The organism is Nocardioides daeguensis (assembly GCF_019192965.1).
Classification (GTDB): domain Bacteria; phylum Actinomycetota; class Actinomycetes; order Propionibacteriales; family Nocardioidaceae; genus Nocardioides; species Nocardioides daeguensis.
Genome location: NZ_JAHTKU010000015.1, coordinates 1 through 19686, shown reverse-complemented (window position 1 = coordinate 19686; position 19686 = coordinate 1). Strand labels below are relative to the sequence as shown.

General features: G+C 71.5%; 22 protein-coding genes and 3 tRNA genes. 15 read left to right on the top strand and 10 right to left on the bottom strand.

Going from position 1 to position 19686, the window contains the following annotated elements:
* Positions 1-3 precede the first annotated feature (3 nt).
* On the top strand, positions 4-939 hold the full coding sequence (locus KU893_RS12370) for a DUF5926 family protein (RefSeq protein ID WP_218234677.1): 936 nt from the start codon (positions 4-6) through the stop codon (positions 937-939).
* Between the two features lie 9 nt (positions 940-948).
* On the opposite strand, the gene KU893_RS12365 is transcribed toward KU893_RS12370, so the two are convergent.
* The 3 genes from KU893_RS12365 to KU893_RS12355 form a co-directional block, all read right to left on the bottom strand.
* Positions 949-2004 (bottom strand): adenylate/guanylate cyclase domain-containing protein, encoded by a 1056-nt coding sequence (locus KU893_RS12365; protein ID WP_218234676.1) that lies wholly within the window; start codon positions 2002-2004, stop codon positions 949-951.
* A gap of 16 nt (positions 2005-2020) precedes the next feature.
* Entirely contained in the window at positions 2021-2395 is a 375-nt protein-coding gene (locus tag KU893_RS12360) for a Crp/Fnr family transcriptional regulator (protein ID WP_218234675.1), read from the bottom strand.
* A 144-nt stretch (positions 2396-2539) separates the two neighbouring features.
* A complete protein-coding gene (locus KU893_RS12355) occupies positions 2540-3370 on the bottom strand; it encodes a prephenate dehydratase (RefSeq protein ID WP_218234674.1) in 831 nt (276 codons plus the stop codon).
* A gap of 63 nt (positions 3371-3433) precedes the next feature.
* Between KU893_RS12355 and KU893_RS12350 the strand changes: the two genes are divergently transcribed.
* Positions 3434-3832, top strand: coding sequence for a DUF4446 family protein (locus KU893_RS12350; protein WP_218234673.1), 399 nt, complete (start codon positions 3434-3436; stop codon positions 3830-3832).
* 64 nt (positions 3833-3896) lie between these two features.
* On the opposite strand, the gene KU893_RS12345 is transcribed toward KU893_RS12350, so the two are convergent.
* Positions 3897-5480, bottom strand: coding sequence for a bifunctional phosphatase PAP2/diacylglycerol kinase family protein (locus KU893_RS12345; RefSeq protein WP_257441626.1), 1584 nt, complete (start codon positions 5478-5480; stop codon positions 3897-3899).
* A gap of 22 nt (positions 5481-5502) precedes the next feature.
* Between KU893_RS12345 and KU893_RS12340 the strand changes: the two genes are divergently transcribed.
* The 4 genes from KU893_RS12340 to KU893_RS12325 all read left to right on the top strand — a co-directional run bounded on the left by KU893_RS12340 (position 5503) and on the right by KU893_RS12325 (position 9437).
* Positions 5503-6486, top strand: a complete 984-nt coding sequence (locus KU893_RS12340) for an aldo/keto reductase (protein WP_218234671.1) — start codon at positions 5503-5505, stop codon at positions 6484-6486.
* A gap of 160 nt (positions 6487-6646) precedes the next feature.
* Positions 6647-7948 (top strand): serine--tRNA ligase, encoded by a 1302-nt coding sequence (gene serS, locus KU893_RS12335; RefSeq protein WP_218234670.1) that lies wholly within the window; start codon positions 6647-6649, stop codon positions 7946-7948.
* Positions 7945-8805 carry an HAD family hydrolase gene (locus tag KU893_RS12330; RefSeq protein WP_218234669.1) on the top strand — a complete coding sequence of 287 codons (861 nt, stop codon included), beginning with the start codon at positions 7945-7947 and terminating at the stop codon, positions 8803-8805. Before serS ends, KU893_RS12330 begins: the two co-directional genes overlap by 4 nt.
* On the top strand, positions 8802-9437 hold the full coding sequence (locus KU893_RS12325; RefSeq protein WP_218234668.1) for a hypothetical protein: 636 nt from the start codon (positions 8802-8804) through the stop codon (positions 9435-9437). The genes KU893_RS12330 and KU893_RS12325 overlap by 4 nt, the downstream gene beginning before the upstream one ends.
* A 10-nt stretch (positions 9438-9447) precedes the next feature.
* On the opposite strand, the gene KU893_RS12320 is transcribed toward KU893_RS12325, so the two are convergent.
* Positions 9448-10074, bottom strand: coding sequence for a bacterial proteasome activator family protein (locus KU893_RS12320; RefSeq protein WP_218234667.1), 627 nt, complete (start codon positions 10072-10074; stop codon positions 9448-9450).
* Positions 10075-10263: 189 nt separating this feature from the next.
* On the opposite strand from KU893_RS12320, the gene KU893_RS12315 reads away from it, so the two are divergent.
* Both KU893_RS12315 and KU893_RS12310 read left to right on the top strand, forming a co-directional pair.
* Positions 10264-10854: a hypothetical protein gene (locus tag KU893_RS12315; RefSeq protein WP_218234666.1), complete on the top strand. Its 591-nt coding sequence runs from the start codon at positions 10264-10266 to the stop codon at positions 10852-10854.
* A gap of 12 nt (positions 10855-10866) precedes the next feature.
* Entirely contained in the window at positions 10867-11253 is a 387-nt protein-coding gene (locus KU893_RS12310) for a VOC family protein (protein ID WP_218234665.1), read from the top strand.
* 15 nt (positions 11254-11268) lie between these two features.
* Here KU893_RS12310 and KU893_RS12305 read toward each other — a convergent pair whose 3' ends face one another.
* The 3 genes from KU893_RS12305 to mobA form a co-directional block, all read right to left on the bottom strand.
* Positions 11269-12246, bottom strand: a complete 978-nt coding sequence (locus tag KU893_RS12305; protein WP_218234664.1) for an NAD(P)H-quinone oxidoreductase — start codon at positions 12244-12246, stop codon at positions 11269-11271.
* Between the two features lie 87 nt (positions 12247-12333).
* The gene (locus tag KU893_RS12300; protein ID WP_218234663.1) at positions 12334-12657 is read right to left on the bottom strand and encodes a DUF6457 domain-containing protein; all 324 of its coding nucleotides are present in this window, start codon (positions 12655-12657) and stop codon (positions 12334-12336) included.
* A 66-nt stretch (positions 12658-12723) separates the two neighbouring features.
* Positions 12724-13326 carry a molybdenum cofactor guanylyltransferase gene (gene mobA / locus KU893_RS12295; RefSeq protein ID WP_257441627.1) on the bottom strand — a complete coding sequence of 201 codons (603 nt, stop codon included), beginning with the start codon at positions 13324-13326 and terminating at the stop codon, positions 12724-12726.
* 36 nt (positions 13327-13362) lie between these two features.
* Here mobA and KU893_RS12290 point away from each other — a divergent pair, with 36 nt between their 5' ends.
* A complete protein-coding gene (locus KU893_RS12290) occupies positions 13363-14163 on the top strand; it encodes a carbon-nitrogen hydrolase family protein (RefSeq protein ID WP_218234662.1) in 801 nt (266 codons plus the stop codon).
* Between the two features lie 11 nt (positions 14164-14174).
* Positions 14175-15194 (top strand): hypothetical protein, encoded by a 1020-nt coding sequence (locus KU893_RS12285; protein ID WP_218234661.1) that lies wholly within the window; start codon positions 14175-14177, stop codon positions 15192-15194.
* A 36-nt stretch (positions 15195-15230) separates the two neighbouring features.
* Here KU893_RS12285 and KU893_RS12280 read toward each other — a convergent pair.
* Positions 15231-15315: transfer RNA gene (locus KU893_RS12280), tRNA-Ser, on the bottom strand.
* Between the two features lie 103 nt (positions 15316-15418).
* On the opposite strand from KU893_RS12280, the gene KU893_RS12275 reads away from it, so the two are divergent.
* From KU893_RS12275 to KU893_RS23250, 3 genes are all read left to right on the top strand, one after another.
* Positions 15419-15877, top strand: a complete 459-nt coding sequence (locus KU893_RS12275; RefSeq protein WP_218234660.1) for a hypothetical protein — start codon at positions 15419-15421, stop codon at positions 15875-15877.
* 99 nt (positions 15878-15976) lie between these two features.
* Positions 15977-16066: transfer RNA gene (locus tag KU893_RS12270), tRNA-Ser, on the top strand.
* A gap of 156 nt (positions 16067-16222) precedes the next feature.
* The gene (locus KU893_RS23250) at positions 16223-16357 is read left to right on the top strand and encodes a hypothetical protein (RefSeq protein WP_257441628.1); all 135 of its coding nucleotides are present in this window, start codon (positions 16223-16225) and stop codon (positions 16355-16357) included.
* A 21-nt stretch (positions 16358-16378) separates the two neighbouring features.
* Here the strand turns inward: KU893_RS23250 and KU893_RS12265 are convergent, their stop codons facing one another.
* Positions 16379-17386, bottom strand: coding sequence for a phospholipase D-like domain-containing protein (locus tag KU893_RS12265; RefSeq protein ID WP_218234659.1), 1008 nt, complete (start codon positions 17384-17386; stop codon positions 16379-16381).
* Positions 17387-17483: 97 nt separating this feature from the next.
* Between KU893_RS12265 and KU893_RS12260 the strand changes: the two genes are divergently transcribed.
* Together KU893_RS12260 and KU893_RS12255 are read left to right on the top strand one after the other, a co-directional pair.
* A tRNA-Arg gene (locus KU893_RS12260) sits at positions 17484-17556 on the top strand.
* Between the two features lie 369 nt (positions 17557-17925).
* A complete protein-coding gene (locus KU893_RS12255) occupies positions 17926-19221 on the top strand; it encodes an ATP-binding protein (RefSeq protein WP_218234658.1) in 1296 nt (431 codons plus the stop codon).
* Positions 19222-19686 lie beyond the last annotated feature (465 nt).

The window sequence follows — 19686 nt, the reverse complement described above, 5'->3', positions numbered from 1 at the left end:
CGCATGGCGAAGAAGAACCGCACCAAGGCCCAGGCCGACACCCCCGCCGGCGAGGTCGGCCCCCGCCAGCCCTGCCCCTGCGGCTCCGGCAAGCGCTACAAGGCCTGCCACGGCGCGCCCGGTGGCGGCCAGGTCTTCGTCAAGCGCCCCTTCGAGGGCATGGCGTCCGAGTGCGACGTCGTCGCGCTGCGCGAGCTGGTGCCGGCCGCGACCGCGCCGCTCACCCTCCAGGGCGAGTACGCCGACCGCGTGGTCAAGCTCTGCACCCTGCTCCCGATGGCGGCCCCCGCGCTCGTCCGCGACAGCGGCGAGATCTGGCTCGGCCTCCAGGTCCAGCACAACTTCGGCGACCCGGCCCGCGACCTGGGTGCCGTCCTGCTCGAGGCGCTCGCCGCCGAGCCCGGCGCCGGCATGGTCGGCCTGACCGCGCCCCCGGGCCCCGGCCCGCGGCTGCAGGACCTCGTCGTCGACGGTGACCTCGCCGTCGAGGTGCACGAGGGCTTCGACTACTGGGTGGCCGACATGGACGCCAGCTCCGAGCTCGCCCAGGCGCTCGAGCAGGCCGAGGGCGCGGCCGCGCCCACCGCGCGGCTGACCAGCGTGACCGCGGCGTACTGGACCCGGATGGGCGCCAAGGAGCACCTGCGCTGGGTGATGCCCGAGCCCGAGGACGCCCTCCTCGACGCGCTCGCCCGGCTGCACGTCTCCGGCGACGACGTCCTCGTCCCCGACGCCCGCTTCGTCGGCATGTTCCGCGCCCACGGTCTGCTCGCCCCGGTCTGGGACCTGCCGGTCGGCACCGGTCCCGAGCCGCTCGAGGAGGCCGCGACCGCGTTCAAGGCCAAGCTCGACGCGGCCCTCGCCGACACCAGCGACCTCACCACCGAGCAGCGCTCGGCGCGCAACGGCCTCGCCAACCGCCAGGTCACCATCCGCTGAGCCCGGCGCTCAGGCGGGCTGCAGAGCCCACACCTTGAGCCGGGAGTAGCCCTTCACCGACACCCGGCGCAGCCGCCGGAACCGGTAGGCCCCGGTGTGCTCGTCGGCGTCGTCGTCGGCGCGGCCGGTCAGCGCCTCGTAGGCGCCGATGTCGACGAGCACCGAGCTGGGCCGGGCCACCGACGTGAGGCGGGCGGCGATGTTGACGACGGGTCCGAACACGTCGCCCAGGCGGGTCACCACCTCGCCGTACGCGAGGCCGGCGCGCACGGCCGGGAACGGGTCGTCGGGGTCGGCGCCGCGGCGGGTGAGCTCGAGCGCGATGTCGGCCATCGCCTCCGGTGAGCTGGCGACGATGAGGAGCTCGTCGCCGATGTTCTTGATGATCCGGCCACCGCGGTCGACGGTCAGGCCGAGGACGGTGGACTCGAAGGACTCCAGCCAGGTCACCAGGTCGCGGTCGCTGAGGGTGCGCGAGCGGGACGTGTAGCCGACGATGTCGACGAAGCAGACGGCCAGGGTCGCGGTCGGGCCGGAGGTCTGCTCGGCCAGCAACCGCGAGCTGGCGCTGAGCAGGTGGCGGCGCCAGACGTAGCTCTGCAGCTCCTGCACCCGTGGCAGCGCCTCGTCGGAGATCGCCAGCAGACCCTCGGTGGGGTCGGCCCCGACGTCGGCGGCGACCGACGCCAGCAGCGCCACCTGCCAGTCGGCGAGCCGGGCGAAGCTGCGGCCCCAGGTCCGGACCAGGCCGTCCTGCCGCTCCTGGCTGAGGATCCCGAGCCGGATCAGGTCGCTGGTCAGCTGCAGTGCGCGCACGTCGGCGGTCGTGAACGCCGCCTCGTCGTCGGGGACGTGGGCGAAGCCCAGCAGGTGCCACAGCTCGTTGGCGACCTCGAGGGGTACGCCGGCCCGCTCGGCCACCTGCACCTGGGTCAGCCACGGCGTCTCGCCGAGCAGGTGCTCCTCGAGCGCAGCGACGACCCCGCCGTCATCGGTGCCGTCATCGGTGCCGTCGGTGCCGTCGTCGGTCCCGTCGGCAGCGGGACGGTCGTCAGCGTCGCTCACGACCGTCTCGGACCACTCAGGCGTGGTCGCCGAGGCGCGCCTGCGCGACCTCGACGAGTGCGTCGTGGAACGCGGGCCACTCGGCGTCGAGCTGGCGCAGGGTCTCGTCGGTGAGGTGGATCGTGTCGAGGGGGGTGAGCGCCACGACGGTGGCGTTGCGCAGCTTGTGGCCGACGATCGCGGCCTCGCCGACGATGTCGCCGGCGCCGAGCTGGGCGATCTCGGTGCCGTCACGGCGCACCGAGACGGTGCCGTCGAGGATGATGTACGCCTTGTCGGCGGGGGTGTCCTCCCAGATCGGCGACCAGCCCTCGGGGAGCTTCACCCGGCGCCCGGTCGCGCTGATCCGCGCGATCTCCTGAGGCGAGAAGTGCTCGAAGAACGTTGCCATGCTGACCCTTTCGCTGTGCCCGGCGCGGGGCGCCCGGCTCACCTGCTCTTCCCCCGGCTGTCACCGCTGACCCTAGTGCGCTCGACGACGGTGCGGGGACACCTGTCACAACGTGTCCGGGACACCTGCGTTATCCCGGGAGGATCAGCCCCGGAACGGGTCGGCCGGGTAGACGCCGAGCACCTTGATGTCGGTGGTGAAGAACCGGAGCTCCTCCAGGGCCCGCTTGAGGCCCGGGTCGTCGGGATGCCCGTCGACCTCGGCGAGGAACTGGGTGGCGGCGAAGTGGCCGCCCACCATGTAGCTCTCCAGCTTGGTCATGTTGATCCCGTTGGTCGCGAACCCACCGAGCGCCTTGTAGAGCGCCGAGGGCAGGTTGCGGACGTTGAACACGAAGCTGGTCACGACGGGGCCGTTGCCCTGCGGTGCCATCACGAAGTCCGGGGAGAGCAGGACGAACCGGGTGGTGTTGTGCTCCTCGTCCTCGACGTCGCGGCGCAGGATCTCCAGACCGTAGATCTCGGCGGCGAGCGGCGGCGCGATGGCGGCCTGGGTCGGGTCGCCGGCCTCGGCGATCTCCCGGGCGGCGCCGGCCGTGTCGCCGGAGATGACCGGGGTCAGCCCGAGCTCCCGGATCACCTTGCGGCACTGGCCGAGGGCATGGACGTGGCTGTGCACGGTCCGCAGGGTCTCGACGGTCGCGCCCGGGACCACCATGAGGTGGAACTGGATGCGCAGGAAGTGCTCGGCGATGATGTGCAGCCCCGAGTCGGGCAGGAAGTGGTGGATGTCCGCGACCCGACCCGCGATCGAGTTGTCGATCGGGATCAGCGCGAGGTCGCAGTCGCCGCTCGTCACGGCCGCGAAGACGTCCTCGAACGAGGCGCACGCGACGGCCTCGGCGTCCGGGTAGTGCTGCTTGCACACGATGTGCGAGTTGGCGCCGGGTTCCCCCTGGTACGCGATACGGACCATGCGCCCAGGGTAGTGGCGGCGGGTGGCCGCTCCTCGCCGCGTCTCGTTGACTACCGTCGCCCCATGGCCGTCGTCCTCGCCCTCCTCGCCCTGCTCGTGGCCGGTGCCGCCCTCGCCGTGGCGCTCCGCAACGGACGGGCGAGCGGTACGGCGCCCGCGGACGACCTGCCCGCCGACACTGCCGGCCTGCGCCGCGAGGTCGCCGCCCTGCGGGCCGAGGCGGTCGGTGCGCTGCGCCACCTCGCCGTCGTCCGCTACGACGCCTTCGACGAGATGGGCGGGCGGCTGTCCTGGTCGCTCGCGCTGCTCGACGACGCCGGCGACGGCGTCGTCCTCACCTCGATCCGCGGCCGCAACGAGGCCCGCACCTACGCCAAGTCGGTCGCCGGTTGGAGCAGCGACCAGGAGCTGTCGCCGGAGGAGTCCGAGGCGGTCGCCCACGCGCGGCTGGCCCGGAGCTGACGGCACCCCATGCGATCTGGTCGGGGATCGGGCTGATCACGTACCAATGCGCATGGGGTGCGGTTCACACTGTCCGCGGGACCCGCACCAGCACCCGGCCGTGGATGCACTCCATCCGCAGCTCCGAGCCCAGCCCGATGGTGTCGCCGTCGAGCTGGCGCGGCACCTCGCCCGACGCGCGTACGACGACCTTGCGGCCGGTCATCCGGGCGACCGACTCGCCGGCGTTGTGCTCGCGACGGGTCAGCACGCGCAGCACCAGAGGGATCCAGCTGAGGAAGCGCCGGGGGTAGAGCAGCACGACGTCGAGCAGGCCGTCGTCGATGGCGGCATCGGGGAGCAGGTTCATCCCGCCCTGCAGGCTGCCGACGTTGCCGATCACGCAGGTGCGGGCGCGGTGCTTGGTGAACGGCATGTCGTCGACCGAGATCTCCAGCTTCATCGCCGGGAACATCAAGCCCTTGAGCCCGGACACCACGTAGGCGAGCCAGCCGACCTTCTTCTTCAGGTCCTCGTTGACGCCCTCCATGATCGCGGCGTCGAAGCCCATGCCGGCCATCACCATGAAGTGGGTGGGCTCGAGGCCGTCGCCGTCGACCTCGACCATGTCGATGGCCCGGTCCTGGCCGGTGAGCGCGATGTCGATGGCGGCGCGGATGAACAGCGGGACCGCCAGGTTGCGGGCCAGCAGGTTGCCGGTTCCGGCGGGGACGACGCCCACCGGGATGCCGGTGCCGGCGAGCTCGGCACACACCTCGCGGACGGTGCCGTCACCGCCGCACACGATGACCAGGTCGGCGCCGTCGACGGCGGCCTGCTCGGCCTGGCCGGTGCCGGAGTCCTCGACGGTGGTGAGGTACCAGCGCGGCTCGTTCCAGCCCGACTCGATCGCCATCTGGGTCACCAGGGTCTGGAACTGCTCGACCGACTCGACCTTGATCGGGTTGAGGACCACGGCCAGCCGGCGTGCCGACGGGTACGCCTCAGGCAGCGGCTCGGCCTTGAGCGCGTGGCTGCGGGGGAGCGGGTTGTAGAGCGCGACCCCGAGCAGCAGTACGCCGAGGCCGAGCAGGGTGCCGCCGACCACGTCGCTCGGGTAGTGCCGGCCGAGCAGGATGCGGTCGGCGGCGACCACCGCCCACGTCAGCACCCCGAGCGTCGAGACCAGGCGACGGATACCGGGTCGACGGACGAGCATGACGGCGAGCAGCACCACGAGACCGGCGAACGCGGCGGCCGACGAGGTGTGGCCGGAGGGGAACGCGTTGGAGTGCAGGAAGTACTCCGGGTCCTGCCACACGGGCCGGCCGCGGCCGACGAAGACCTTGGTGACGTAGGTCAGCAGGGCGGTGGCCGCCATCACGGCCGCGACCAGGATCGCGGCCCGGCGGTGACCCTTCACGAACAGCGCGAGCGTGAGGACCGTGGTGACCGCGGTCATGCTGGCGGTGCCGAAGGCGAGCTCGATGGCGCGCAGCGGCTCGCGCAACCAGGCCCGCTCGCCGGCCCAGTCGCGCGCGGCCTCGCCGTGGCTGTCGAGGTCCATCACCCAGGCCCACTCGGCGGCGACGGCGCCAGCCACTGCCACGAACAGTGCCAGCAGGATCAGCGAGGCCAGCAGCGGGGTCCGGCGGGGTCGGTCGAGCACCCCCGGAGGATAACGTCGAGCCATGACCGTCCCCGCTTCCGTGACCCTCGGCCGCTCCGGCCTCGTCGTGTCCCGCATCGGCCTCGGCTGCAACAACCTCGGCCGACCCGGCACCGCCACGGAGTCGCAGGAGGGCACCGACCGCGTGGTCGGCGCGGCGATCGACGCCGGGATCACCTTCTTCGACGTCGCCGACACGTACGGCGCGACGCCCGGTCTGTCCGAGGAGCGGCTCGGAGCGGCCCTGGGCTCGCGCCGGGCCGACGTGATCGTGGCCACGAAGTTCGGCATGGACATGCGCGGCGCCAACGGCCCCGACTTCGGCGCCCGCGGCTCGCGCCGTTACGTCCGCACCGCGGTCGAGGCGTCCCTGCGCCGGCTCGGCACGGACTGGATCGACCTCTTCCAGTTCCACACCCCCGACCCGCGCACGCCGATCGAGGAGACGATGTCGGCCCTCGACGACCTGGTCCGCGAGGGCAAGGTCCGCTACCTCGGCCACTCCAACCGGGCCGGCTGGCAGATCGCGCAGGCCGAGTACGTCGCCCGCGACCTCGGCGTCGAGCGCTTCGTCTCCGCGCAGAACCACTACAACCTCACCGACCGGCGCGCCGAGCTCGAGGTGCTGCCCGCCGCCCGCGCGTTCGGGATCGGCGTGCTGCCGTACTTCCCGCTCGCCAACGGTCTGCTCACCGGCAAGTACGCCTCCGGCGCGGCCCCCGCCGGTACCCGGCTGTCCCACACCCGCCAGCACCTCCTCGAGGACGCCGTCTCCCCGACGCTGAGGGCCTACTCCGAGTTCGCCCGCGACCGCGGCGTCTCCGAGGTCACCGTCGCCATCGGCTGGCTGCTCGCCCAGGCGCCCGTCGCGTCCGTGATCGCCGGTGCCACCCGGCCCGAGCAGGTGGTCGCCAACGCGGCCGCCGGTTCCTGGGTGCCCACGCCCGAGGACCTCGCCGGGCTCGACGCGCTCTTCCCCTCGCCCGAGCCCATCGCGCCGTACTGAGGGGTGCAGGGATCCCCGGATGTCCGGGGATCCCTGCGCTTGTCAGGGGTTGCAACACCTGACAAGCGCATGCAATCCCTGATATCCGGGGATTCATGCAGCCGGGCCACCGGCGAAACCGATGCGCGGCGAGTCCGACCCGACGGATAGCCTGAGCCGCATGATCGACCCGCGCATCCTCCGCGACGAGCCCGACCGCATCCGCGCCTCGCAGGCCAAGCGCGGGGCGTCTCCCGACGTGGTCGACCGTGCGCTCGAGGCCGACGCCGTCCGCCGCGCCGCGATCGCCGCCTTCGAGGAGAAGCGCGCCGCGCAGAAGACCTTCGGCAAGCAGGTGGCGCAGGCGCAGGGCGAGGAGAAGCAGGCGCTGCTCGCGCAGGTGAAGCAGCTGGCCGCCGAGGTCAAGGACCTCGAGGCGGAGCAGGCCAGCGCCGACGAGGCCTGGACCACCGCCCTCAAGGCGATCCCCAACGTCGTCGCGGAGCAGACGCCGACCGGGGGCGAGGACGACTTCGTGGTCCTCGAGGAGGTCGGTACGCCGCGCGACTTCGCCGCCGAGGGCTTCGAGCCGCGCGACCACATCGAGCTCGGGCGGATGCTCGGCGCGATCGACCTCGAGCGTGGCGCCAAGGTCAGCGGCAGCCGCTTCTACTTCCTGACCGGGGTCGGTGCCCAGCTCGAGCTGGCGTTGGTCAACCTCGCCATGGAGCAGGCGCGCAACGCCGGCTTCACCCAGGTGATCGCACCGTCCTTGGTGCGCACCGAGGCGATGGAGGGCACCGGCTACCTCGACCAGGGCGGCGGCGAGGACATCTACCGCATCGAGGGCGAGGACCTCTACCTGGTCGGCACCTCCGAGGTGCCGATGGCGGCGTACCACTCCAAGGAGATCCTGGACGTCGAGAGCCTGCCGCGCCGCTACGCGTCGTTCAGCCCCTGCTTCCGCAAGGAGGCCGGCTCGCACGGCAAGGACACCAAGGGGATCATCCGGGTCCACTGGTTCGACAAGGTCGAGATGTTCGTCTACACCACCCTCGAGGACGCCGAGGCCGAGCACCAGCGCCTGCTGGCGTGGGAGAAGGAGTTCCTCGACAAGCTCGAACTGGCCTACCGGGTCGTCGACATCGCGGCCGGCGACCTCGGCGGCAGCGCGATCCGCAAGTTCGACTGCGAGGCGTGGATCCCCACCCAGGGCAAGTACCGCGAGCTCACCTCGACCTCCAACTGCACCGACTTCCAGACCCGCCGCCTCGACACCCGCGGCCGGTTCCCGTCGACAGGCTCGGGACAGGCCGGACCGATCGGGCCGATCGCCACCCTCAACGGCACCCTGACCGCCATCACCCGCGCCATCGTCGCCGTCCTCGAGACCCACCAGCAGGCCGACGGCTCGGTCCGGGTCCCGAAGGCGCTGCAGCCGTTCCTGGGCGGTCTCGAGCTGCTGGAGCCCGTGAGCCGATGACCGGGCCCGCCCCCGACTGGCAGCCCCGCCTCGTCGCGCTCGACATCGACGGCACCCTGCTCAAGTGGGTGACGGGGCTCGGCATGAGCCACGAGGAGGTCACGCCGGCGGTGCACGACGCGGTCCAGCGGGTCCTCGACGCGGGCGCCCACGTCGTGCTGTCCTCGGGGCGCGCGCCCCACAACATGACGATCGTCGCCGACAAGCTCGACCTCCACGGCCACGGTGAGCGGCTCTGGATCATCGCGGCCAACGGCGCCGTCGTGCTGCGCTACCCGCCCGCCGAGGTCGTCCACGAGGTCACCTTCGACGCCCGCCCGGCCGTCGCCGCCGTCCTCGCGCAGCACCCCGAGGCGCTGGTCGCGGTCGAGGAGCGCGGGATCGGCTACCGCGTGTCCGGACCCTTCCCCGACGGCGAGCTCGGGGGTACGACGATCATCGCCGACGTCGACGACATGGTCGCCCAGCCCGTCAGCCGTGTCATCATCCGCGACCCGAAGGCGACAGCCGAGGACTTCGTCGCCCTCGCCGCCAACCTCGGGCTCCAGGGCACCGACTACGTCGTCGGATGGACGGCGTGGCTCGACCTGGCCCCGGTCGGGATCTCCAAGGCCTCCGGCCTCGAGTACGTCGCCCAGCAGCTCGGCGTCGACCGCGCCGACGTGCTCGCGATCGGCGACGGTCGCAACGACATCGAGATGCTGCAGTGGGCCGGCCGCGGCGTGGCCATGGGCCAGGCCGTCGACGAGGTGAAGGAGAAGGCCGACGCGGTCACCCACTCCGTCGACGACGACGGCGCCGCCGTCGAGATCGGCCGCTGGTTCCCTGCCGTCGGATCTGGTGGGATGGGGCGGTGAGGTCTCCCCGTCTGGTTCGTGCCGCCCTGCTGGCGGTGCCGGTGGCGCTGGTCGCGCTGCCCGGCGCCGCGGCCGGTTCCTCCAGCGGGCTGCCGGCCGACTGCACGCCGGTCGACATCACCAACGAGGCGGCGCTCGACCAGCGGGCCGCGGCCGCCGACGACGTCTTCGTGGGCCGCGTCGAGGCGGCCGCGCCGGTCACCGGTTCGGGTCGGGTCGGCTACGGCGTGAGCGTCCAGCGTGTCTGGCTCGGTGACGTCGCCCAGGGCCAGCAGGCCGCGGTGACCGTCGACTGGCCGGTCGGCGCGCAGCCGGGCGTGGCCCAGGGGACGTCGTACCTCTTCTTCACCGACGACACCGTCGACGGCATGGTGGCCGACCCCTGCGACGGCACGGTGCCGCTGCCCAAGGGACTGACGCCGAAGCTCGCGGCGATGCTCGAGCAGTACCTCGCGACCGTCGAGCCGCCGCCCCTGCCGATCCCGACCCCGGCTCCGGTGACCTTCCACCAGCCCACCGACCCGCTGGGCGAGCCGCCCGAGATCGGGCGGGTGCTGGCGTCGGGCGGCGCGATCAGCCTGATCGGCGTGCTCGGTCTGCTGCTGGTGTCGCGGCTGGGCCGCCGGCGCTGACGGCAGGCTCCTAGAGGTACATCCCGCCGCTCGTCGGCTGCTCGCCGCTCGCCTGCTCGGCCGCCGGCTGGCCCTCCGCGTGGCCGGGGTGGCCGCCGGGCCCGCCGCCGGGCCCGGCGAGGCTCATCCCCGGGGGCAGGGCGCGGCGGATCTGCTCGAACTGGGCGCGGGCCGCCATCTGCTGGGCGTAGATGGCGGTCTGGATGCCGTGGAACAGACCCTCGAGCCAGCCGACCAGCTGGGCCTGGGCGATCCGCAGCTCCGCCTCGGACGGGGTGGAGTCCTCGGAGAACGGGAGGGAGAGCCGCTCGAGCTCCTCGACCAGCTCGGGGGCGAGGCCCTGCTCGAGCTCGGCGATCGACGAGCGGTGGATGGCCGCGAGTCGGCTGCGGCTCGCCTCGTCGAGCGGAGCCGCCTTCACCTCCTCGAGGAGCTGGCGGATCATGCTGCCGATCCGCATCACCTTCGCCGGCTGCTCGACCAGGTCGGTCAGCGCGCGCTCGCCGTCGTCGCCGTCCTCGTCGTGTGCGGCGGCTTCGGCCTGCTGGACCTCCGACGCCGGGACGGTGCCGATCGGCTGCCCGTCGGGGCCGACGACGAGGATCTGCTCTTCGCTCCCGGAGGCGTTATCGCTCATGCCCCCAACTTACCGGCAGCCCACCGGCAGCCCCCGGGACACCGGGCGCCGGATCTTCCCCCCGTTGGGTGATGGCAGTACGCGCGGCGCGGCGTAGGTTGCCGATGGGCCCGGCCGGGGCCCGGTGTGTGGCTGCCTCGACCGGCTCTGTGGACATCCACGTCCGATCCGACGACCGAGGAGCAGCACATGTTCATCCAGATGATCCAGGCCGCCTGCACCCGGCAGGACGAGGCCAACGCCATGCTCGAGGAGTGGCGCCGCGACCTGGCGCCCGGCGCGCCCGGTTGGCTGGGCGGTACCTACGGCTTCACCGACGACGACCAGCTGATGGCCGTGGTCCGGTTCGCGTCCCGTGAGGAGGCGATGGCCAACTCCGCACGCCCGGAGCAGAGCGCCTGGGCCGAGCGCTTCATGGCCCTCATGGACGGCCCGGCCGAGTTCCACGACTGCGACGACGTCACGATGTTCATGGACGGCGGCTCCGACGACGCCGGCTTCGTCCAGATCATCCGCGGCAAGGTCGACGACCCGAGCCGGCTCAAGGCGATGCTGGCCGACACCGCGTCGCTGCACGACATGCGCCCCGACATCCTCGGCGGCACCCTCGCGGTCGAGCCCGACGGCAGCTTCATCGAGACCGTCGCCTTCACCACCGAGGCCGCGGCCCGGGAAGGCGAGAAGGTCGAGCCGCCGACCGAGGTACGCCAGGAGCTGGAGTACGCCATGCACGGAGCGACCTTCCACGACCTGCACCACCCGCACTTCCAGAGCGCCTGAGGAGGGGCCGCGATGCTGCTGGAGGAGTGCACGGTCTCGGCCAACATCCCGACCGCGGACCTCGACCGCGCCCGGAAGTTCTACGCCGACACGCTCGGCCTCACGCCCGCCGACGAGAACCCGGGAGGCCTGGTCTACCGCGCCGGTGGGACGGACTTCTTCCTCTACGAGACGGAGTACGCCGGCCAGGCGGGACACACCATCGCCCAGTTCCACGTCCCCGACGTACGCCCCGTGGTCGACGAGCTCCGCACCCGCGGACTGACGTTCGAGCACTACGACATGCCCGGTGTCACGTGGGACGGCGACATCGCCGGGATGGGCGGCATGGGCCACGCCGCGTGGTTCAAGGACAGCGAGGACAACATCTTGTGCCTCGACGACCGTAGGACCGACTGACGTCGGCGGCCCGGATCAGGGGGTGAGCAGCACCTTGCCGACGGCGTCGCCGGACTCGATCATCCGGTGCGCCTCGGCGACGTCGTCGAGGGGGAGCACGGCGGAGACGACCGGCTGGATCGTCCCGTCGGCCACGAGCGGCCACACGTGCTCGACGACCGACGCGCAGATCCGGGCCTTCCCCTCGACCGGACGTGACCGGAGCGCGGTCGCGATCACCGCACCCCGCTTCGCCAGCAGCCGGCCCAGGTCGAGCTCGGCGCGGGTGCCGCCCTGCATGCCGATCACGACCAGGCGGCCCTCGTCGGCGAGCACGTCGACGTTGCGGGCGAGGTACTTGGCGCCCATGTTGTCGAGCACGACGTCGGCGCCCGCGCCGCCGGTGTTGGCGCGCACCACCTCGACGAAGTCCTCCTCGCGGTAGTTGATCCCCACCTCGGCGCCGAGCTCGCGGCAGCGGGCAAGCTTGTCCGCGCTGCCCGCGGTGGTGAACACCCGGGCACCGGACGCGGCGGCGAGCTGGATCGCGAAGGTGCCGATCCCACCGCCCCCGCCGTGCACCAAGAAGACGTCGCCGGGCCGCAGCCCGGCGATCATGAACACGTTGGACCACACCGTGCAGGCCACCTCGGGCAGCGCCGCGGCGCTGACCAGGTCGACGCCGTCCGGCACGGGCATCACCTGTCCCGCCGGTACGACGACCCGGCTCGCGTAGCCGCCGCCGGCCAGCAGCGCGCAGACCCGGTCGCCGACCACCCATTGCGTGACGCCCTCGCCGAGCGCGGCGACGGTGCCGCTGCACTCCAGGCCGATGATGTCCGAGGCGCCGGGGGGCGGCGGGTAGAACCCCTGCCGCTGCAGCAGGTCGGCCCGGTTGACCGCGGTCGCGGCCACGTCGAGGAGCACCTCGCCGGGCCCCGGGACCGGGTCGGGCAGCTCGGTGACGGCGAGGGTCTCGGGCCCGCCCGGGGCGGACTGGGTGACGGCACGCATGGGACCAGTGTGTCGGGTGGCCGGCACACCATGCGTTCTGGTCGGGGATTCGGCCTTCACGCGACCCATTCGCATGGGGTCCGGAAGTCAGACCAGCGAGTCCTCGTCGGAGTAGTCGGCGTCCGCGAGCTCCTCGAAGGCGACGTCCGCATCGTCCTCGTCGGCCGCACCCGCGGGCCGGTCCCACGACTCGGCGAGCCCCTGCGCCTTCGCGGCGAGCCGCTCGACGGCGTCCGGGTCGGCACCCTGCTCGCCGGCGGCGAACCCGAGGAGGAAGGCGGTCACGAGCCCCGCGGCCGGGTGGACGTTCTCGACCGCGATCCCGGCGAGGTCGACGAGCAGGCCCTCGTCAGCCTCGGCTTCGATGTCCAGGGCGTCGCACAACTCATCGATCCAGTCGTGGAGGTTCACCCGTCCAGAGTGACCCGCGGGTCTCGCGGGTGCAAGGTTTTCCAGACACCCCGGGGCCAGTCCAGATCAGTACGGGCCGGCGTCCCCGTCGGCCTCGCCGGCGATGTCGCGCAGGTCGCTCCAGGTGTCGATGTCCCGGGCCTCGTCGCCCAGGGGGGCGACCTCGACCAGGTCGAGCGGCTCGAGCAGCGCCCGGATCGACAGGCCATGCTGACCCTCGTGGTCCGGGCGTACGGCGTCCAGCCGGGCGGTCTCCACGACGAACGCGAGCTGGCGGCGACCGTCGGCGTCGGCGAGCACCGCGCCCTCGTGGCCCACAGCGGCCTCCTGCAGCCGCCGGAAGGTGCCGGGCGCGAGCCGCGGCATGTCGACGGCGAGCACCGCGATCGTCGGGAACGAGCGCAGCAGCATGTCGCGCCCGGTCAGCAGCCCGGCCGCCGGGCCGCCGAACCGCGGCTCCTCCCGCACGAAGGTCACCGGCCGGTCCGTCGGCACCTGGTGCCCGACCACCACCACCTCGCTCGCGTCGAGCACCGCGTCGAGGGCATGCTCGAGCAGCGGGCGACCGTCGACCTCGATCGAGGCCTTGTCGACCCCACCGAGCCGCGACCCCTGCCCGCCGGCCAGCACGATCGCCGCGAATCCGGCCAGTCCGAGCTCGATCACCACCCCTGGATCCTCCCAAAGGACTCGTAGGCTGGCACCGTGAGCAGCCCCACAGCCCCCACGCTCCGCCTCGCGCTGGTGCAGGCCGCGGCGGCGCTCGACCCCGCGGTCAACCGCGACGCGGTCGCGAAGCTGACCGCGGAGCACGCGGGAGACGCCGACCTCGTCGTCTTCCCCGAGGTCTTCGCCCGCGACTTCGGCGAGGCCGGGTCCGACGTCAGCGCGTACGCTGAGCCGGTCGACGGCCCGTTCGGCACGGCCCTCGCCGAGGCGGCGGCCGCGCACGGCACCACGCTCGTGGCCGGCATGTTCGAGCAGGGGCCGGACCCGGCGCGGCCGTGGAACACCCTGCTCGTGCGCGGCGAGGTGACGGCGTCGTACCGCAAGATCCACCTCTACGACTCCTTCGGCTACCGCGAGTCCGACCGCCTCACGGCCGGACCGGTCGATCCGGTGGTCGTCGAGCTGCACGGGTGGAAGGTCGGGCTGATGACCTGCTACGACCTGCGCTTCCCCGAGCTGGCCCGGGCGCTGGTCGACCGCGGCGCCGAGCTGATCGTGGTCCCCGCCGCCTGGGTGGCCGGTCCCCGCAAGGTCCACCACTGGCGGACCCTGCTGCTCGCCCGGGCGATCGAGAACACCGTGTACGTCGCCGCCGTCGGCCAGCCCGCCGGCCGCTACTGCGGCCACTCCCTGGTCGTCGACCCGTACGGCGAGGTGCTGGTCGAGGCCGGTCCCGGTGGTCCCGAGCAGCCGGAGGTGGTCCGCGCCGTGATCGAGCGCACGGTGCTCGAGGAGGCCCGTCGCCTCAATCCGTCCCTGCTCAACAGGCGAATGTAGGCTGCCTCTCCGTGTCCCGCGCCCCCTCCCGTGTCCCGCTCGAGCAGCGCATCGGAGAGTTCGGGGCGTCGCGCGCGCCGCTGACCATCTGGTTCGTCGTGGTCGTGCTCAGCGCGGCCGCCCTGGTCTGCGCGATGGTGCCGGTCGGGCCGGACTGGCTCGGCACCGCCGGCTCGGTCGCCGTGGCGACCGCGTTCACCTGGGGTCTGGCGGCGCGGACGGGCGGTCGCCCGTTCGTGTTCGCCCCGTTGGCGCTGGTGTGCGGCCTGGTCGCGGTGCTGACCGACCAGGACCTGCTGCTGACCGGTGCCGCGGTCGGCACCTCCGCCGTCGCCGCCGTGCTCGGCGTGATGATCACCGTGCCCGCGGCGGGGATCGCCACCGCCGCCCGGGAGTGCGTGGTCGGCCTGGTCGTCGCCGGGATCGGCGCGATGGCCACCGTCGGCTTCGAGCCGGCGATCCACAAGGAGCGCTTCGAGTACGTCGGGCTCGGGCTCGCCTTCCTCGGCGCCATCGTCCTCGTGCACCGCCTGGGTGCTGGCTTCCACGGCCTCGGCAGGCGTGGCCTGATCATCGTCGCGATCGGCGTGCTCGTGCTCGCCGTGACGCTGCTGTACGCCGAGATGCTGCGCCGCTACGGCTCGACCGGCCTGGTCGACCAGCTGCTCGACTGGGTCGCGTGGAGCCGTGACCACCTCGGCGCCTTCCCGCGCCCGATCGCCACCGTCCTCGGCGTCCCCGCCCTCGCCTACGGCTGCCACATGCGGGCCCGGCGCCGGCAGGGCTGGTGGGTCTGCGCCTTCGGTGTCGCCGCCACCTCGCCCACCGCCACCGCCCTCGCCAACCCGGCCGTCTCGGTCACCGAGGCCGCGCTGTCGGTGGTCTACGGCCTGGCTGTCGGCCTGGTCCTCGGCTGGTTCCTGATCCGCCTCGACCTGGCCCTCACCGGCAACCGCGGCCGGCGCAGCCGCGTGGCCGAGCAGGCGGCCGCCGTACGCCCGGAGCCGGGGCGGTTCGCGCCGCTCCTGTGAGCGTGCGACCCGGGCCGGCCGGCTCGGGGCGATCTGCAGAGAGGGCGGGATTCGAACCCGCGGTAGGTCTCCCTACGACCGCTTTCAAGGCGGTTCCGATCGGCCACTCCGGCACCTCTCCCGGACCCGGTACGACGCGCGCGTCGGCCGGGCACCGGGTCGAGTCTAGTGGGGGCGCGTGCGCCGCTTTGGCCGGTCCGCGAGGGGCGCAGGACAATGCGGCCATGAGCAGCGCGCAGCCGAACCGGGTCACCGACTACCGCCTCGCCCCGCCGGTGGCGGCCCGCTTCGTCGGCGCCTACCTGGTGCTGCTGGCGCTGGTGCTGCTCGCGATCACCGCCGTCGTGGCCGCCGCCGACCTCAACGCCGACCTGCTGGTCCTCGTGCTCGGCCTCGGCGTCCTCGGCCTGATCGCCCTCGGCTGGTGGCTGCGCACCCGGCTGGTCGTCGTCCGTCTCACCGAGGCCGGCTACCGGGTCCGGATGATCCGCGCGGTCGGCGCGAGCGAGGCTCGCTGGACCGAGGTCGAGGACGCCGTCGCCGCCGCCCCGTCCGGGATCGAGTGCCTGGTGCTGCGTCTGCGCGACGGACGGAGCACGACCATCCCGGTGCAGCTCGTGGCCGGCGACAAGGACGACTTCGCCCGCGACGTACGCGCCCACCTCCAGCGCGCCGCCGGCTGAACCTGTCCGCGCCCCGGGATCCGGACGGCCCGATTGGGACGCGCGCATCGCGTCCTAGTAGCCTGGGGACGCTGGCCGGTCCCTGACCGGCGCAGTGGAGGAGGCGTCGCCTAGTCCGGTCTATGGCGCCGCACTGCTAATGCGGTTTGGGTTTATCGCCCATCGAGGGTTCAAATCCCTCCGCCTCCGCCGCAGGACGAGACCCCCGGCAGCCACTGCCGGGGGTCTCGCATATTCACGCTCATTGGTGAAAGATGTTTGGTGACGCCGACAGGGGGGCAGGCGTCAGCGGTTCGGGTGCATCCGCAGGACGGGCTCGGCCGACCACCAATGAGGGGAATGCTCATGAAGAAGCTCGCTCGCAAGACCGCTTACGGTCTGGCCGCGCTGATCACGGCGACCGTCATCATCTCCATCCCGACCGCCGCCGAGGCCGACACCGGCTGGGGCTGGAGGGTCTTCAACCACGCCCGCCGCTGACCCGGCGGACCCCCGCCGCGATCAGGACGACCTGACGTCGTCGTCCTGACCGGCGATGCCCAACGTCCCCATCGTGTAACCCAGCTGGAAGCGCGTCTCGGCGTCGTACTCCTCCTTGAGCTCGGCGACGTAGCCGGCGTAGGTGCGCGGGCTGACGCCGAGCCGCTTCGCGCTGACCGCGTCGGCGTGTCCCTCGATGAGCATCCGGATCGTCATCGAGCGCTGCTCCGAGGCGATCTCCTTCGTCACGCTCTGCCCCGCGCTCGCGAACGGGCGCCCGCGCGCGAAGGCGCGCTCGAACACGTCGACCAGGTAGGCCACGATCGCCGGCTCCCGCACGACGACGGCGGTCGCCAGGCTGTCGGCGGCCGGGATCAGCGCGACTCGGCGGTCGACCACGATCATCCGGTTGAAGAACTCGTCGAGCGTGCGGACCTCGGCGCCGTGCTCGGTCACCGTCGCGACGTACTTGTGCGTGGCCGGGTGCCGTCGGGCGCTGTGCTGGTAGAGCGTGCGCATCGCCAGGCCCCGCCGGAGCGCCTCGACGTCGCGCGCACTCGCCTCGGCGACCGTCTTCGCGCTGCGCGTCGCCTGCGGCTGGGCGGTCAGCAGCTCCTCCTGGGCCTCGCTGACCAGCGTGGTGAGGTAGGGGTTGATCGCCTCGCCGTGCAGGTAGAGGAACGGGCCCGACTCGCTCGCAGCCGGGGACCGGCGCCAGCTCTGCGCCAGGTGCGCGAACGCCGACGCCCAGCGCGCCGACTCCTCGAGCAGGCGCGCCCCCTCGTTGCCGAGCGGCGTCACGACCCGCGACTGCGCGTTGCTCGGCTCGAGCGGGCGCCAGGTCTTGCGGGAGGCGTCGAGCTGCAGCAGGCCCAGCTCGACCAGCAGGTCGAACGCACGACGGAGCGAGGAGCCCTCGACCAGGCGCGGGTCGTCCGCCGGCAGCCCGCCCTCGGCGAGCACCTGCTCGTACAGACCGATCGCCTCCGCCTCGAAAAGGGCCCGGTCCTCGGGCTGGTAGGCGGTCATGGCGTCATGCTTCCACACCGCCCGGCGCCGCGGCGGCGTCGTTGATTCGGCATCTGCGCGTCGCCTCGGCTATTCTCATTCGGTCGCCCAGCGACGGGCGCCTGTAGCTCAACGGATAGAGCATCTGACTACGGATCAGAAGGTTTGGGGTTCGAATCCCTACAGGCGCGCAGATGTCTTCGCAGGTCAGGCCCGGACTCCGGGCCTGACCTGCTGACATTTCCGGGCCCGCATCCCTACCGTCATCCCATTCTTGAGGGTTCTTGCGGCTCGACGTCTCGGGCCTGAGTCGTGTGCTGGCCGCCGCCAAATAGCCGCCGGCCGTCGCGGATCCGCATCGGCGGAGGAATCTCGACGCTGGCTCCTGTCAGTGATGGTCAACCGGAAACCGGTGGCTGAGCCTCGCCCCTCCGCGCCGGGGTTCGGCCGACGGGCCAGTCGAGGTGCTCGCAGACGTGGCTGGTCGGCGCTGATCGGTGCAGCCCGGCCGACGTCTAGGCTTGATTGCTGTACCAGTCCCTGTTCAGAAGGAGACGGCTTTGCTCGACCAGGAGTTGCAGCGCATCGTCTCCGAGCTTCGCCGACTGCCCTCGGAGACCACTTGGGTCGAGTTCAAGCAGAACAACTCCGCGCCTGAGGAGATCGGCGAGTACATCTCCGCGCTGGCCAACGCGGCTGCACTCGAGCGGGTCAGCGCCGGTTACGTGGTGTGGGGAATCGAGAATCAGACGCACAGGGTTGTGGGCACCAACTTCCAGCCGGCCACCAAGAAGGGGGCGGGTGAGGAAGACCTCATTCCGTGGCTGTCACGACTTCTCGACCCCGCCCCACACATCCAGTTCCAGGCGGGCGAGATCGACGGCCTCGCCGTCGTTCTTCTCGAGGTCGCCGCTGCGGAACACCGGCCGACTCAATGGAAGGGCGAAGAGTTCATCCGGGTGGGCTCCTATCGCAAGAAGCTCAAGAACCACCCGGAGCTCGAGAAGCGACTGTGGCTCACCTTCGAGTCGCGTTCGTTCGAAGCGCTGCCAGCCTTGACCCACGTGACGCCAGCGGACATCTTCCGCCTCCTAGACGTAGACGCCTACTTTAGTCTCACCGACATTCGCCCTCCGAGTAGCGAGCAGGAAACCCTTGCGCAGCTGGACGCTGCCGGCATGGTGGGCTGGAACGTCAGCGACGAGTGGACCATCACCAATCTCGGAGCGCTGTTGTTCGCACGGAACTTGAACGACTCTGGCGGCTTGTCGCGGAAGGCGCCGCGAGTGATCCACTACAAGGACCGAACGCGAGTGCACACCACCCGCGAGCAGATCGGCGAGCGTGGTTACGCCGCCGGCTTCCAAGGGCTCTTCACCTACACCTCCAACGCCCTACCCGCAGACGAAGTGATCGAAGGAGGTCTTCGCCGCCTCGAACCGGTGTATCCAGACCTGGCGGTCCGCGAGCTCATCGCAAACATGCTGATCCACCAGGACTTCAGCCAGAAGGGCACCGGACCGACGATCGAGATCTTCGATGATCGACTCGAGATCACGAATCCAGGCGTCCCTCTCATCGACACCAAGCGGTTCATCGACAGTCCGCCAGTTTCCAGAAACGAGCAACTCGCCCGTTCGATGCGTCAGATGCGCGTCTGCGAAGAGCGCGGCAGCGGCTGGGACAAAATCGTGTTCGAGATCGAGATCCACCAGTTGCCCGCCCCGCTCATCGAGACCACGGACACGCACACTCGAGTGGTCCTCTTCGGGCCGAGGAAGCTGACAGCGATGCAGCGCGACGACCGTCTACCTCCACGCCTGCCTCAAGTACGTCAACCGCGAGCAGGCAACTAACTCGTCGATCCGCGCTCGCTTCGGCCTGCCGGACTCCAGTGCCGCCACAGCCTCCAGGCTCTTGAAGGAGACGCTGGAGGCCGGTCTGATCGTTCCTTACGACCCAACCGCCGGGAAGCGTGCGATGAGTTACGTGCCCTACTGGGCGGCCTAGCACCTGGCTGTCGTAGTTGCTTGCCGGTTCTTTGACGCAATCACTAACGCTGACAGTTAGACGCCACCTGACCTGCGCAAACACAGGGCTAGTTCTTTGCTGGTTGTTTCAACAAGCAACCGAACCCGATAGTTACAACGATGTGATTCAGCCCTGATCCACCACGGGCGGCTGGTCAGGTGAGCGTGGCGTAGAACGAGAAATGCCCCTTGAGCAGGGACGATGTTGATTGCGACGTCAGCATCTGACCTACCCAAAGGGGCACCTCGTAAGTGAAACCTTCTCACACGATCCGACCTGTCTTCGATGAC

What these genes read in the sequence shown, in the direction of transcription:
- KU893_RS12370 (WP_218234677.1), top strand. Translation starts at nt 4, where the DNA reads ATGGCGAAGAAGAACCGCACCAAGGCCCAGGCCGACACCCCCGCCGGC.
- KU893_RS12360 (WP_218234675.1), bottom strand. Translation starts at nt 2,395, where the DNA reads ATGGCAACGTTCTTCGAGCACTTCTCGCCTCAGGAGATCGCGCGGATC.
- KU893_RS12355 (WP_218234674.1), bottom strand. Translation starts at nt 3,370, where the DNA reads ATGGTCCGTATCGCGTACCAGGGGGAACCCGGCGCCAACTCGCACATC.
- KU893_RS12350 (WP_218234673.1), top strand. Translation starts at nt 3,434, where the DNA reads ATGGCCGTCGTCCTCGCCCTCCTCGCCCTGCTCGTGGCCGGTGCCGCC.
- KU893_RS12340 (WP_218234671.1), top strand. Translation starts at nt 5,503, where the DNA reads ATGACCGTCCCCGCTTCCGTGACCCTCGGCCGCTCCGGCCTCGTCGTG.
- serS (WP_218234670.1), top strand. Translation starts at nt 6,647, where the DNA reads ATGATCGACCCGCGCATCCTCCGCGACGAGCCCGACCGCATCCGCGCC.
- KU893_RS12330 (WP_218234669.1), top strand. Translation starts at nt 7,945, where the DNA reads ATGACCGGGCCCGCCCCCGACTGGCAGCCCCGCCTCGTCGCGCTCGAC.
- KU893_RS12320 (WP_218234667.1), bottom strand. Translation starts at nt 10,074, where the DNA reads ATGAGCGATAACGCCTCCGGGAGCGAAGAGCAGATCCTCGTCGTCGGC.
- KU893_RS12315 (WP_218234666.1), top strand. Translation starts at nt 10,264, where the DNA reads ATGTTCATCCAGATGATCCAGGCCGCCTGCACCCGGCAGGACGAGGCC.
- KU893_RS12310 (WP_218234665.1), top strand. Translation starts at nt 10,867, where the DNA reads ATGCTGCTGGAGGAGTGCACGGTCTCGGCCAACATCCCGACCGCGGAC.
- KU893_RS12305 (WP_218234664.1), bottom strand. Translation starts at nt 12,246, where the DNA reads ATGCGTGCCGTCACCCAGTCCGCCCCGGGCGGGCCCGAGACCCTCGCC.
- KU893_RS12275 (WP_218234660.1), top strand. Translation starts at nt 15,419, where the DNA reads ATGAGCAGCGCGCAGCCGAACCGGGTCACCGACTACCGCCTCGCCCCG.
- KU893_RS23250 (WP_257441628.1), top strand. Translation starts at nt 16,223, where the DNA reads ATGAAGAAGCTCGCTCGCAAGACCGCTTACGGTCTGGCCGCGCTGATC.
- KU893_RS12265 (WP_218234659.1), bottom strand. Translation starts at nt 17,386, where the DNA reads ATGACCGCCTACCAGCCCGAGGACCGGGCCCTTTTCGAGGCGGAGGCG.